Below are 12,850 nucleotides of genomic sequence, written 5' to 3'. Positions count from 1 at the left end.
ACTCCGCACCGCCGCCTACGATATGGCCGTGGTATCGCGGGTCCAATCAGATATATCCGGCAGATCGGGCTGTTCACCGCGGCATGGACAGCTCGCGGGCGCGGCCGAGGAATTCCCGCTCGTCGGCCGAGTCGGGCACGATGGATCTTCCACCCCGCTCCAACACGACGATGGACGGCGCCAGCACCGCCCCTAGCAGCCCTTTCAATACCGAATGACTGCAAGAGAAGTATTCCTCGTACACGACCCGAACGAAGGCGTCGAACAGATCGAGGTCGATTTCCCAGAAATCCGAGGCCATGGCATCGAACCCCGTCGGAACGCCGAGCACGTCTGCTACGTCCCGGGCCATCGCCACATACAATTTGCCGACCCGCAGCGCGGGACTCCAGACCGTCACGTCATCGATATCGAACACATAGCTCATACCCGGCCCCGGTGAAATTCTTGCCCTCGTCCTCAGGTATCTCACCGGCCGAGTACTGGCGACCATCATCCCGATGAGACTTTACGACTCCGACCGAGCTTTCGATCTGTACTTCGAAATTCGTTCCGGAGCGGAGTATCAGTATTGGAGACAACTGCACAACTTCCAGCGGACAGCGACGAGTTGAAATCGCCATTTCTGTACTCGTTACCCGGACCCGCGAGTAGTTCACAGCATCTCCGGCCATCTATCCGGCTCCTCGCAGCATTTTCAACTGATTGAACCCGATTCGGCTGGCATCGGAAAGCTCTCGGCTGACCGGCTCTATCAGCGCCAAGATCTCCACATCGCCGCTCGCATCCAACTCGCAGAGGCGGTTGGCGATGTAGTCCGCATCGGGATCGTCGCGCCGTCGGCCTATCTCATCCAGAACGACGAAGAGGCCGCGTACGCCACCCACTCTCGCCAGCACATCGGCAGCGTCGACCTGCATCGTCACGATATCGTCGTCCAGCATCTCACGCAGACGCGTCGCTGCCCGATCATCCTGTATGAACTCTGCAAGGTCGAATACGGCCGCGTCCCGTGTCATCCCATCCGGGCTCCTGGACCGGGCCAGCACAATCTCCAGAGCGCTACCGCCGATATCGGCACCGGTCACGGAATCTCCTCGAGATATCGAGACACGCATCATGCTGGGATTATCAGCGTTGCGCAAGTATTTTCTGCAGATCGAAGACCAGAATTCCACCGAAGCTACCATCTTTCGTCAATTCGTCGAACAGTTGCTTGGCCGTTAGCATTTCGTTCGACTTGTCGGAATCCAGATTCCTGACCGTAATCATTATTGGGAAGTCAGAAAAGTTGATTCCTAGATCATCTTCATAGTTGTGAGACATCTCTAGGTCCACTACCGAACGGTCGAAGATGAACATCTGCACATCTGGCCCATCAGAAGCACCCCCCCTTTGCGGAGCAGATCCGGTGATCACAGCGAGCGCTTCAGCGACTGCCTGCCCCTTCGCGGATCTGTCCAGAAATATCTGGTGATACGCACCCATCTCGCCTCCTACGGCCAGTTTATCTCCCAGCCATCGCCTATTATCCGAACGGCGTTCATTTTATCGGGATTTGCCCCAAGAAATCTATTCAATCCCAACTGCGCCTCGTCTTGCGAAATTCCACTGCTCTTGGCATTGATAACAACATCGGCGGCCTGGCCTTTTGCAGAGTTGAGAGCGTTCTTGACCGTACTGTTCGAGGCTCCCGCATTCAAGGTCTTGAACTCCGTTGGAACACCGTCGACTTCAGAATCCGGCGTCCTACTCGTGGACTCGGGTATGGCTTTCACATTTTTTCCCTCGCTGGCCAGAATTTCAGCTATCTCCCTTTCCGCCGCATTGAAGGTTTTTTCGGACTCGTCTATTATCCCAGGCTTGGGCTTGGAGCTTGCTTCGACGGAGTCTTCGATGGTTTCGATGAGGTCGTGGATGCGTTCGAGTTTGGCTCGGGTGTCTCCGGTGGAGCGGGTCATGGCGACCACCGTCCTCAGCCCGGCCGCGGCGACTATGCGGCGTAGCGCCTTGACGAGGTCGTTTACGAGATCGACGGCTTTGCCCGCCCGGATGGCCGCGACAGCGCCACCACCGATTCCGAAACTGACCACGGAGGCGGCTACGGCGAGCGCGAGGGTGATGGCGACCTGCTTCTTTAGTTCGTCGGCGAACTCGGCGAGCATGTCACGCAATTGGACTTTCATATTGTCGTGGGCGGCTTTCTGGGCCGCGCACGACGCGGCGATATCGGCGAAGGTCGCCAGCAGGTCTTCGGCCGCGGTCTTGATCTCCCGGAGGTCCTCGTCGATCGATGCCACCTCGGGCGCGGTGACCGTCTGGAACATCGCGGCGGCCCGCTCCAGTTCCACGGGCAGGCCGGTCACCCCCGGCGCATGGGCCAGGCTGTTCCAGATGGTGGCGGCGGTATTGAGCTTGTCGGTGTCACCGTCGGGGACCGGGAGATCGACACCGATCTTCTTCGCGAGTTCGATGCCGTCGTCGATCAGACCGCTACCGGGCCCGCCGGCCGAGGGCGGCGGCAGGGCACAGCTGACGTAGGACAGTTGTGGATCGGGCGGCTTTTCCGGCGCGGGTTTTCCCGACTTGGGGTCGTGATCGGCACTCGCGTAGACGAATCCGGCCTGATTCAGAACGCGCGCGTACTTGTCCAGCGCGAGCATCAATGCGCTGACCAGGTTGTTGGTGCCGCGCACCTCGTTGTCGTAGGAGGTCGCCCATTCTTTTCCTGGGCCTACACTGCCGCCCATGTCGCCGGTGTTCTTCAATGCCTGTAGGTGCTGGTCGTATGCGGTGAAAAAGGCCGAAGCGGCCCGGTTCACGATGGTGGCGGCCTCGTAATAGACGGCCGGGTCGACGTTGATGAAGGACAATTCGGTCTACCGGGGGCCGAACATGCGCTGCACTGTCTGGATGGCCTCGGTGTAGCGGGTGTGGGCGTCGACTGCCGCCTGACGCATGGCGTCGACACCCTCACGAACATCGGTGGCTCCGGCCGACCACTGCCGGAAAGCGTCGGACTGCGCTATCGCGGCGTCACCCGACCACGTTTGGTGCAGGTTGGCCATACGCTGCTCGATACCGGTAAGGCTGTCCTCGAGAAAGCCGATGAAGTTCGCCGCGCGCGCGGTCAGGTTGTCGAGATCGTCGAGATCGACCTGGAAAGCCTCGGACGGCTCGGGCATGATGGTTCCCCCTCGGTGCTTTCAGAGATTGAGCGACGGATAGCTCTGTGAATTGCTGTCGTCCTGTTCCACGAATGTCTGCGTGGTGACCCCCAGCAACTCCGCGATCGTCGACAAGGCCTCCAGAACTTGGATCGCCCCCTGTTTGGTTTCGTCCCAGCCGGCCCGGTACGCGTCGGCGGAGTTGCCCTTCCAGACCTCGAGCACCGAGTCGATATCCACATCGAGATCGCGTAGCGCGTTCACCAGCTGATCGGCGGTGAGCTGCACAAACCTCCCGGCGTCCAGAACATGGTCGGGCACTACTTGGATAACCTGGGCCGGGTCCCCGGAATCGGCCACAACATCCCCCTGGGCTCGAACGAACAAACGCTTTCCCGACACTACCGCCGGCAGGATCTCCCGGCGAAAACCGCGAACTCCCGACCGGGCAACGAGGGTGCCGCGCGACCGACTGTCGCCCGGTGTATGCGTCGGTCAGCGGCGGGCTTCGAGCGCTTCGTGGAGGGTGACCGCCCACTGGTGGACGATCTGTTTGCGGCGGGCGGAATCGTCGGTGAGCACATCGGCCAACCCCAGCCCGCGGGCCAGATCGAGGGTCGCCTGGACCAGGTGGTGGGTGACGGGATCGGTGTCGTCGACGCCGAGGGCCCGGACGGCGCGGCGGTGCGCGCCGCGGCCGAAGCGGGCTTCCAGGGGGACTATGCGTTCGCGGAGAGCGGGGTCGGCGGCGGCGTGGGTCCAGACCTGGAGGGCGGCTTTGAACAGGGGGCTGGTGTAGGAGTCGACCAGGCCCGCCACCACCGCTTCGGTGCGGGCGAGGCCGGGTTCGGCGACCGCGGCCGTGGCGGCCTGGTCGGTGCGGGTGTCGAACATGAAGGTGAGGGCGGCGGTGATCAGGTCTTCCCGGGTGGGGAAATGGTGCTGGGCGGCCCCGCGCGACACCCCGGCCCGCTCGGCCACGACCGATACCGTCGCCGCCGCCCAGCCCTTCTCGGCCAGACAGTCGATGGTCGCCTCGAGGAGCCGCTGCCGGGTGGCCCGGCTGCGGTCCTGTTTGGGTTCGTGGGGGGTGGCCATAGCGGACTATTCTGCCCAGCGGGGCGGGCGGCGCTGCAGGAAGGCGGTCATACCCTCGATCACTTCCTCGGTGCCGAAGAAGCTGCCGGAACGAATCGCCAATTCCTTTGCGGAACGGTCGAATTCGGCGAGAATCGCGGCGGTGGTGAGACGTTTGCTCTCCGCGAGACCCTGCGGGGAGCCCCGGCGCAGCTCGTCCAGTAGTTCGGCGACCCGGGCGTCGGGGTCGCCGGTGGCCAGGGTGATGAGGCCGATCCGTTCGGCGGTATCGGCGTCGAACTTCTCGCCGGTCAGGAAGTAGCGGTCGGCGGCGCGGGGGGCCATCCGGGGCAGCAGGGTCAGCGAGATGACGAACGGCGCCAATCCCAGCCTGGCCTCGGTGAGCGCGAAACTACTGGACAGGCCCGCGACGGCGATATCGCAGGCGGCGAGCAGCCCCATACCGCCGGCCCGGACGTTACCGTCGACCTTGGCGATCACCGGCTTCGGCAGTTCCAGGATCGAGCGCAGTAACCGCACCATCCACTGGGTGCGGATATCGGCGGCGGCGGCCGGATCGGCGTCCACCGCTTCCTTGAGGTCGGCGCCCGCGCAGAAGGTGTTGCCGGTATGGGTGAGGACCACCGCGCGCACCGCCGGATCGGCGGCGGCGCGGTCCAGGCCGTCCTGGAGTTCGGTGACCAGGCGGGAGGAGATGGCGTTGCGATTGTGCGGGGAGTCGAGGGTGAGGACGGCGAATCCGTCCTCGACGGCGTAGCCGACTACGCGGCCGGTGGTTTCGGGCCCGGTCACGGCGGTCCTGCCTTTCTTCGGAGGACGGGCCGGGGCGCGGCGGCCCCGGCCCGGATGCTCAGTAGGACTTCGGCAGGCCCAGCGAGTGCTGGGCGACGAAATTCAGGATCATTTCCCGGCTCACCGGGGCGATCCGGGCGATCCGCGCGGCGCCCAGCATGGCCGACAGGCCGTATTCGGAGGTCAGGCCGGAACCGCCGTGGGTCTGGATGGCCTGGTCGAGGGCCTTGATACTGGCTTCGGCGGCGGCGTATTTGGCCATGTTCGCGGCTTCCGCGGCACCCATCTCGTCACCGGCGTCGTAGAGGGTGGCGGCCTTGAGCATCATCAGCCGGGCCAGTTCCAGTTCGATCTTGACCTGCGCGAGCGGATGCGCGATGCCCTGGTGCGCGCCGATCGGGGCTTTCCAGACCGTGCGCTCCTTGGCGTAGTCCACCGCGCGGTCGAGGGCGTAGCGGCCGATACCGACGGCCATAGCGGCGCCCATGATGCGTTCCGGGTTGAGGCCCGCGAACAGCTGCATGAGGGCGGCGTCCTCCTTGCCGACCAGGGCGGTGGACGGGAGCCGGACATCGTCGAGGAACAGGGTGAACTGATGGTCCGGTTCGATGATGTCCATCTCCTGCGGGGTCTTCTCGAACCCGGGAGCGTCGGTGGGGACGATGAACAGGGCGGGCTTGAGTTTGCCGGTCTTGTGGTCCTCGGTACGGGCCACGATGAGCACGGCCTCGGCCTGGTCCACGCCGGAGATGAAGATCTTGCGACCGGTGAGCAGCCAGTCGTCACCGTCACGGCGGGCGGTGGTGGTGATCTGGTGCGAATTGGACCCGGCGTCGGGTTCGGTGATACCGAAGACCATCTTGGCCGAACCGTCGGACAGCTTCGGCAGCCATTCCGATTTCTGCGCGTCGGTACCGTATTTGGTGATGATGGTGCCGCAGATGGCGGGCGAGACCACCATGAGCAGCAGACCCGCGCCCTGGGCGGACAGCTCTTCCATCACCAGCGCGAGTTCGTACATACCGGCGCCGCCGCCCCCGTATTCCTCGGGCAGGTTGACGCCCAGGAATCCGAGTTTGCCCGCCTCGGACCACAGTTCGTCGAGCGGCTCGCTCTTCCGCGCCCGGGGCAGCACATAGTCGCGGTAGTTGTATTTCGCGGCCAGCGCGGCGACGGCGGCGCGCAGCTCTTTGCGTTCGTCGGATTCGATGAAGCTCATTGCCTTCTCCTGGTTTTCAGCGCTGTTCGGGGGCTTCGGTGGCGGGGTCCACCACGGCGAGCACGGCTCCGACCTCGACCTGCCTGCCGACTTCGACGTTGACGGCACTGAGTACACCGTCGGCGGGCGCGGCGATGGTGTGCTCCATCTTCATGGCCTCCAGCCACAGAATGGGTTGCCCGGCGGTGACGGTGCTGCCGACCTCGGCGCCCAGCCGGATCACGGTGCCCGGCATCGGAGCCAGCAGCGACCCGGTGGCGACCTGGTCGGCGGGGTCGGTGAACCGCGGCAGCCGGGTCAGTGCGACCGCACCGGAAGCGGAGTCCACACAGACGAGGTCGCCGTAGCGGGCGACTGCGAAACCGCGCCGCACCGGACCGTGCGGTCCGGGAACCGCGAGCACCACCCCGTCGGGCGCGGCCGAGATCAGTTCCAGCCCTTCGATACCGGCCACCTCCACGCCGGAGCGGGTGAACCGGTAACCGATCTCGTGGACGCCGCCGGTGCGACTCTCGTAGGACTTGTGCTGGGACTGCGACGGCAGATTGCGCCAGCCGCTCGGCGCGCCCGTGAGCACGGCGGCCCGGGCCCGGTTGGCGGCGGCATCGGCGAGCGCCGCCGCGACGACGGCCAGATCCTCGTCCGGCCCCTCGACCAGCGGCGCGGCGAGCGTATCCAAGCCGTGGGTGGCGAAGAAGGCGGTATCGGTATCGCCGGCCAGGAAGGCCGGATGACGCAATACCCGGACCAGCAGGTCGCGGTTGGTGACCAGACCGTGGATGCGGGCCCGGTGCAGCGCGCCGGCCAGCAGCCGGGCCGCTTCGTCGCGGGTGCGGCCGTAGGAGATGACCTTGGCGAGCATGGGGTCGTAGTGCACGCCCACCACCGAACCGTCGACCACGCCGGAGTCCAGCCGGACGCCGGGCCGTTCGAGCAGATCGAATTCCGTGGCCACCGAGGGGATATCGATATGGTGCACGGTGCCGCTCTGCGGCTGCCATTCCTGAGCGGGATCCTCGGCGTAGAGCCGGACCTCGATCGAATGACCGCGCATCGCGGGCGGTTCGGGATCCAGATGGGCGCCCTGGGCGATATCCAGCTGGAGCGCCACCAGATCCAGACCGGTGGTGCATTCGGTGACCGGATGCTCGACCTGCAATCGGGTGTTCATCTCCAGGAAGAAGAACTCCCCGGTTTCGTCGGCCAGGAATTCCACCGTCCCGGCCCCGGAGTAGCCGATGGCGGTGGCGGCCTGCCGCGCCGCCTCGAACAACCGGTCGCGCATACCGCCGGCGACCACCCGGCCACCCGGATCGGATGCCGCGCCGGGCCGCGGAACTCCGGCGTCGATCCGTTCCACCAGCGGTGAGGGCGCCTCCTCGACGACCTTCTGGTGCCGGCGCTGGATCGAGCATTCCCGTTCGCCGACGGCCCAGATGGTGCCGTGGGTATCGGCCATCACCTGCACTTCGATATGGCGGCCGGTTTCCAGATAGCGCTCACAGAAGACGGTGGGGTCGCCGAAGGCCGATTCGGCCTCCCGCCGCGCGCCCTCGAGTTGCCCGGGCAGTTCGGCCAGGGTGCGGACTACGCGCATCCCGCGACCGCCGCCACCGGCGGATGCCTTGACGAGGACCGGCAACTGGTCCGCGGTGACCTCGCCGGGGTCGAGTTCGGCCAGTACCGGGACCCCGGCGGCGTCCATCATCTTCTTGGCCGCGACCTTGGAACCCATCTCCTCGATCGCGGCGGCGGGCGGACCGATCCACACCAGTCCGGCGGCTTCCACCGCGCGCGCGAACTCGGCGTTCTCGGAGAGGAATCCGTAGCCGGGATGCACCGCGTCGGCACCGGTCGCCCGGGCGGCGGCGATGATCAGGTCGGCGCGGAGGTAGGTCTGCGCGGGGGTGTTACCGGGCAGCCGGACCGCCGTGTCCGCCTCGGCGATATGCGGTGAATCCGCGTCGGCGTCGGAGTAGACGGCGACCGCGCCCAGACCCATCCGGCGGCAGGTCGCGAAGACCCGGCGGGCGATCTCGCCGCGATTGGCGACCAGGACGCTGGTGATGGGTTGCTGTGAATACGTCACGACCGGCCTCACATTCGGAAGACGCCGAAGGATTCGGCGCCCTGGACAGGAGCAGTGTGGATGGCCGAGAGCGCCATTCCGAGCACAGTGCGGGTATCGCGCGGATCGATGACACCGTCGTCGAAGAGCCGGCCGGACATGAACATGGCCAGCGATTCGGCTTCGATCTGCGCTTCCACCATGGCGCGCATCCCGGCGTCGGCCTCCTCGTCGAAGGCCTGCCCGCGCGCTTCGGCGGCGGCCCGGCCGACGATGGAGATCACCCCGGCGAGCTGCGCGCCGCCCATCACCGCGGATTTGGCGCTGGGCCAGGCGAAGACGAACCGTGGATCGTAGGCGCGGCCGCACATACCGTAATGGCCGGCGCCGTAGGAGGAACCCATCAGCACCGAGATATGCGGGACCTTGGAGTTGGATACCGCGTTGATCATCATCGCGCCGTGTTTGATGATGCCCTTCTGCTCGTATTCCTTGCCGACCATGTAGCCGGTGGTGTTGTGCAGGAACAGCAGCGGGGTGTTCGTCTTGTTCGCCAGCTGGATGAACTGGGTGGCCTTCTGCGATTCCTCGGAGAACAGCACCCCGCGGGCATTGGCGAGGATCCCGACCGGATAACCGTGCAGTTCGGCCCAGCCGGTGACCAGGCTCGACCCGTAGAGCGGTTTGAACTCGTCGAAATCGGAGCCGTCGACGATTCGGGCGATCACCTCGCGCGGATCGAACGGGATCTTGAGGTCGGGCGGGACGATACCCAGCAGGTCCTCGGGATCGTGCAGCGGCTCGAGCACGGCGGGGCGCGGCGGCGGACCCTGTTTCTTCCAGTTGAGCCGTTTGACGATCCGGCGGCCGATCCGGATGGCGTCCTGTTCGTCGAGCGCGTAGTAATCGGCCAGCCCCGATACCCGGGCGTGCATATCCGCGCCGCCGAGGGATTCGTCGTCGGATTCCTCGCCGGTGGCCATTTTCACCAGCGGTGGTCCGCCGAGGAACACCTTGGAACGTTCCTTGATCATCACCACGTGATCGGACATCCCGGGGATATAGGCGCCGCCCGCGGTGGAGTTGCCGAAGACCAGGGCGATGGTGGGGATACCGGCCGCCGACGCCTGGGTGAGGTCGCGGAACATCCGGCCGCCCGGGACGAAGACCTCCTTCTGCGTGGGCAGATCGGCGCCGCCGGATTCGACGAGCGAGATCACCGGCAGCCGGTTCTCGCGGATGATGTCGTTGATACGCAACGTTTTGCGCAGCGTCCACGGGTTGGAGGTGCCGCCGCGCACGGTGGGGTCCGGAGCGACGATCATGCATTCGACGCCCTCCACCACGCCGATCCCGGCGACCGTGCTCGCCCCGACCTGGAACTCGCTGCCCCAGGCCGCGAGCGGGCACAGTTCGAGGAACGGGGAGTCCTCGTCGATGAGCAGTTCGATCCGTTCGCGAGCGGTCAGCTTGCCGCGTTTGCGGTGCCGGGCCAGCTTCTCCGGGCCGCCGCCCGCGATGACCTTCTCGAACTCCACCGCGACCTCGGCGAGTTTGGCGGTCATGGCCTCGGCGGCCGCAGTGTACTCGCCGCCGGTGGTGTCGAGGGTGCTGCGCAGTGTGGTCATGATTGATACCCCAGTCGTTTCGCGGCCAGGCCGGTGAGGATTTCGGTGGTGCCGCCGCCGATGCCCAGGATCCGTATATCGCGGTACTGGCGTTCGACCTCGGATTCCCGCATATAGCCGAGTCCGCCGAACAACTGCACCGCCTGATTCGCCACCCACTCACCCGATTCGACGGCGGTGTTCTTGGCGAAGCAGACCTCGGCGATCAGATCGGTTTCCCCGGCGGCGGCGCGGGCTGCCACCTCGCGGGTGTAGACGCGGGCGATATCCACCCGGCGCGCCATTTCGGTGACCGTGTTCTGCACGGCCTGCCGGGAGATGAGCGGGCGGCCGAATGTCTCTCGTGCGCGCACCCAGTCCAGGGTGAGGTCCAGGCAGCGCTGCGCGCTCGAATACGCCTGCACCGCCAGCCCGACGCGCTCGCTGACGAACGCGGCCGCGATCTGCAGGAAGCCGGAGTTCTCCGGGCCCACGAGGTTGGTCACCGGCACCCGCACATCGACGTAGGAGAGTTCGGCGGTATCGGAGGCCCGCCAGCCCATCTTGTCGAGTTTGCGGCTTACCGTGAAACCCGGGGTGTCCTTCTCCACCAGCAGCAGCGAGACCCCCGACGAGCCGGGACCGCCGGTGCGCACGGCGGTGACCACGAAATCGGCGCGGCAGCCGGAGGTGATGTAGGTTTTCGCGCCGTTGACCAGGTAGTGGTCGCCGTCGCGGCGCGCGGTGGTGGTCAGGTGGCCGACATCGGAACCGCCGCCGGGTTCGGTGATCGCCAGGGAACCGATCTTGTCGCCGGCCAGAGTCGGCGCCGCCCAGCGGGCGATCTGCTCGGGGTCACCGGCCGCGATCAGATGCGGAACCGCGATCCCGCAGGTGAACAGGGACGCGAACACGCCACCGGAGACACCGGCGTAGTGCAGTTCCTCGCAGACGATCGCGCCGTCGATCCCGTCGCCACCCGAACCGCCCGACGATTCCGGGAATTGCACCCCGAGCAGGCCGAGTTCTCCGGCTTTCTTGTGCAATTCCCGGGGAATCTCCCCGTCCCGTTCCCAATCGTCCTGGTAGGGCAGGATCTCGCGGTCGGCGAAAGCGCGTACGGTGGCGCGCAATTCACGGCGTTCCGCGGTATTCCAGACAGTCGTCACGACAGCAGCTCCAACGGTATGTCGAGATGGCGGGACCGCAGCCATTCGCCGAGTCCCTTGGCCTGGGGGTCGAAACGGGCCTGATAGGCCACGCCCTCGCCGAGCAGACCGGAGATCAGGAAGTTCAGCGCGCGCAGATTCGGCAGCACGTGCCGGGTGATATCGAGCGCGGCGGTCTCGGGCAGCAGTTCGCGCACCCGGTCGACGGTGAGGGTGTGTGCCAGCCAGCGCCACTGCTCGTCGGTGCGCACCCAGACACCGATATTCGCGTCGCCGCCCTTGTCGCCGCTGCGGGCCAGGGCCACCGACCCGAGCGGCCCGCGGCGGGCGGGTCCGGGGGAAAGCGGTTCGGGCAGGGCCGGTTCGGGCACGGCTTCCAGCACCTGGGTCTTCGCCGGTGCGCCCACCAGCACCCGGCAGCCCGCCGGGCGCACCGCGGTATGCGCGACCTCCGAGGCGTCGACATAGCCCGGACGGTAGACGCCGTAGGGGGCGCCGTTTCCGGGCGGCGCGGTGAAGCTGCAGCCGGGGTAGCTGGCCAGCGCCAGCTCGACCGCGACACCGGAGAACGCGCGGCCCACCTTCTTCGGGTCGGGATCGCGGACGACGCAGCGCAGCAGTGCGCTCGCCTGCTCCTCGGTCTCGGCGTCGGGGCGGTCCAGCCGGGCCAGGGTCCAGTCGAGTTCGGCCGGGCGTTCGGGCAGCCAGGATTCCAGCTGCCGGCGCGCGAGTTCGGCTTTCGCTTCGATATCGAGGCCGGTCAGGATGAATTCCATCTCGTTGCGGAATCCGCCCAGGGTGTTCAGCGAGACCTTGAGCTGCGGGGGCGGCGGTTCGCCGGCCGCGCCGCGGATGGCCACCCGGTCCGGGCCGTCGGCGGTGAGCGCCACGGTGTCGAGGCGGGTGGTGACATCGGGACCGGCGTAGCGCGCGCCCTGGATCTCGTACATCAGCTGGGCCGACACCGTATCGACGGTGACCGCGCCGCCGGTTCCGGCGTGTTTGGTGATCACACTGCTGCCGTCGGCGCGGATCTCGGCGAGGGGGAATCCGGGGCGGCCGAGATCGGCGAGTTCGGTGAAGAAGGCGTAGTTGCCGCCGGTGGCCTGGGTCCCGCATTCGATCACATGCCCGGCGACCACGGCGCCGGCCAGCGCGTCGTAATCGGTTCGGGCCCAGCCGAAATGCGCCGCCGCCGGGGCCACCACCACCGAGGCGTCGGTGACCCGGCCCGTGACGACGATATCGGCGCCCGCGTCGAGGCATTCGACGATGCCCCAGGCGCCCAGATAGGCGTTGGCGGTGAGTGGGGACCCGAGGCCGAGTTCGGCGGCGCGACCGGTGAGATCGTCGCCCTCCACGTAGCCGACCGTGGCGTCGAGCCCGAGGCGGGCGGCCAGTTCACGCACCTTCTCCGCCAGCCCGGCCGGATTCACCCCGCCGGCATTGGTGACGATCTGGACGTTGCGTTCCAGTGCCAGGCCGAGGCAGTCCTCGAGCTGGCGCAGGAAGGTCTTCGCGTAGCCGAGGCCGGAGTCCTTCATCCGGTCGCGGCCCAGGATCAGCATGGTGAGTTCGGCGAGATAGTCGCCGGTGAGCACATCGAGGTGCCCGCCCTCGAGCATTTCGCGCATGGCGCCGAACCGGTCGCCGTAGAACCCGGAGCAGTTGCCGATGCGGATCACATCCGGATCGGCGGCCAGAGCACTCATCAGCGGTTGTGCCTCCTA

General features: G+C 66.5%; 13 protein-coding genes. All 13 read right to left on the bottom strand.

Annotated elements, in window-relative coordinates; genetic code table 11:
* Nucleotides 1-73: 73 nt before the first annotated feature.
* The 13 genes from ACZ6SF_RS11090 to ACZ6SF_RS11030 all read right to left on the bottom strand — a co-directional run bounded on the left by ACZ6SF_RS11090 (nucleotide 74) and on the right by ACZ6SF_RS11030 (nucleotide 12,832).
* Nucleotides 74-427 carry a DUF6086 family protein gene (locus ACZ6SF_RS11090; RefSeq protein ID WP_466061894.1) on the bottom strand — a complete coding sequence of 118 codons (354 nt, stop codon included), beginning with the start codon at nucleotides 425-427 and terminating at the stop codon, nucleotides 74-76.
* A 247-nt stretch (nucleotides 428-674) separates the two neighbouring features.
* Nucleotides 675-1,088, bottom strand: coding sequence for a hypothetical protein (locus tag ACZ6SF_RS11085; protein ID WP_466061893.1), 414 nt, complete (start codon nucleotides 1,086-1,088; stop codon nucleotides 675-677).
* Between the two features lie 43 nt (nucleotides 1,089-1,131).
* Nucleotides 1,132-1,488 carry a hypothetical protein gene (locus ACZ6SF_RS11080; protein ID WP_466061892.1) on the bottom strand — a complete coding sequence of 119 codons (357 nt, stop codon included), beginning with the start codon at nucleotides 1,486-1,488 and terminating at the stop codon, nucleotides 1,132-1,134.
* An 8-nt stretch (nucleotides 1,489-1,496) separates the two neighbouring features.
* Entirely contained in the window at nucleotides 1,497-2,873 is a 1,377-nt protein-coding gene (locus tag ACZ6SF_RS11075; protein ID WP_466061891.1) for a CdiA C-terminal domain-containing protein, read from the bottom strand.
* Between the two features lie 6 nt (nucleotides 2,874-2,879).
* Complete coding sequence (locus tag ACZ6SF_RS11070; RefSeq protein WP_466061890.1) at nucleotides 2,880-3,185, bottom strand: WXG100 family type VII secretion target; 306 nt, start codon at nucleotides 3,183-3,185, stop codon at nucleotides 2,880-2,882.
* Nucleotides 3,186-3,206: 21 nt separating this feature from the next.
* Nucleotides 3,207-3,488: a WXG100 family type VII secretion target gene (locus ACZ6SF_RS11065; RefSeq protein WP_466061889.1), complete on the bottom strand. Its 282-nt coding sequence runs from the start codon at nucleotides 3,486-3,488 to the stop codon at nucleotides 3,207-3,209.
* 174 nt (nucleotides 3,489-3,662) lie between these two features.
* On the bottom strand, nucleotides 3,663-4,265 hold the full coding sequence (locus ACZ6SF_RS11060; RefSeq protein WP_466061888.1) for a TetR/AcrR family transcriptional regulator: 603 nt from the start codon (nucleotides 4,263-4,265) through the stop codon (nucleotides 3,663-3,665).
* A 6-nt stretch (nucleotides 4,266-4,271) separates the two neighbouring features.
* Nucleotides 4,272-5,057, bottom strand: coding sequence for an enoyl-CoA hydratase family protein (locus tag ACZ6SF_RS11055; protein WP_466061887.1), 786 nt, complete (start codon nucleotides 5,055-5,057; stop codon nucleotides 4,272-4,274).
* A gap of 58 nt (nucleotides 5,058-5,115) precedes the next feature.
* Nucleotides 5,116-6,276, bottom strand: coding sequence for an acyl-CoA dehydrogenase family protein (locus ACZ6SF_RS11050; protein ID WP_466061886.1), 1,161 nt, complete (start codon nucleotides 6,274-6,276; stop codon nucleotides 5,116-5,118).
* Nucleotides 6,277-6,292: 16 nt separating this feature from the next.
* Nucleotides 6,293-8,365, bottom strand: coding sequence for an acetyl/propionyl/methylcrotonyl-CoA carboxylase subunit alpha (locus tag ACZ6SF_RS11045; RefSeq protein WP_466061885.1), 2,073 nt, complete (start codon nucleotides 8,363-8,365; stop codon nucleotides 6,293-6,295).
* A gap of 8 nt (nucleotides 8,366-8,373) precedes the next feature.
* Nucleotides 8,374-9,972: an acyl-CoA carboxylase subunit beta gene (locus tag ACZ6SF_RS11040; protein WP_466061884.1), complete on the bottom strand. Its 1,599-nt coding sequence runs from the start codon at nucleotides 9,970-9,972 to the stop codon at nucleotides 8,374-8,376.
* Nucleotides 9,969-11,165 (bottom strand): acyl-CoA dehydrogenase family protein, encoded by a 1,197-nt coding sequence (locus tag ACZ6SF_RS11035; protein WP_466061882.1) that lies wholly within the window; start codon nucleotides 11,163-11,165, stop codon nucleotides 9,969-9,971. The genes ACZ6SF_RS11040 and ACZ6SF_RS11035 overlap by 4 nt, the downstream gene beginning before the upstream one ends.
* Nucleotides 11,117-12,832: an acyclic terpene utilization AtuA family protein gene (locus ACZ6SF_RS11030; RefSeq protein ID WP_466061881.1), complete on the bottom strand. Its 1,716-nt coding sequence runs from the start codon at nucleotides 12,830-12,832 to the stop codon at nucleotides 11,117-11,119. The genes ACZ6SF_RS11035 and ACZ6SF_RS11030 overlap by 49 nt, the downstream gene beginning before the upstream one ends.
* Nucleotides 12,833-12,850: the final 18 nt, after the last annotated feature.

The organism is Nocardia sp. NPDC049935, from assembly GCF_055586645.1.
Note: the sequence above shows the minus strand (reverse complement) of the source record. Positions and strands in the feature narration are given on the sequence as shown.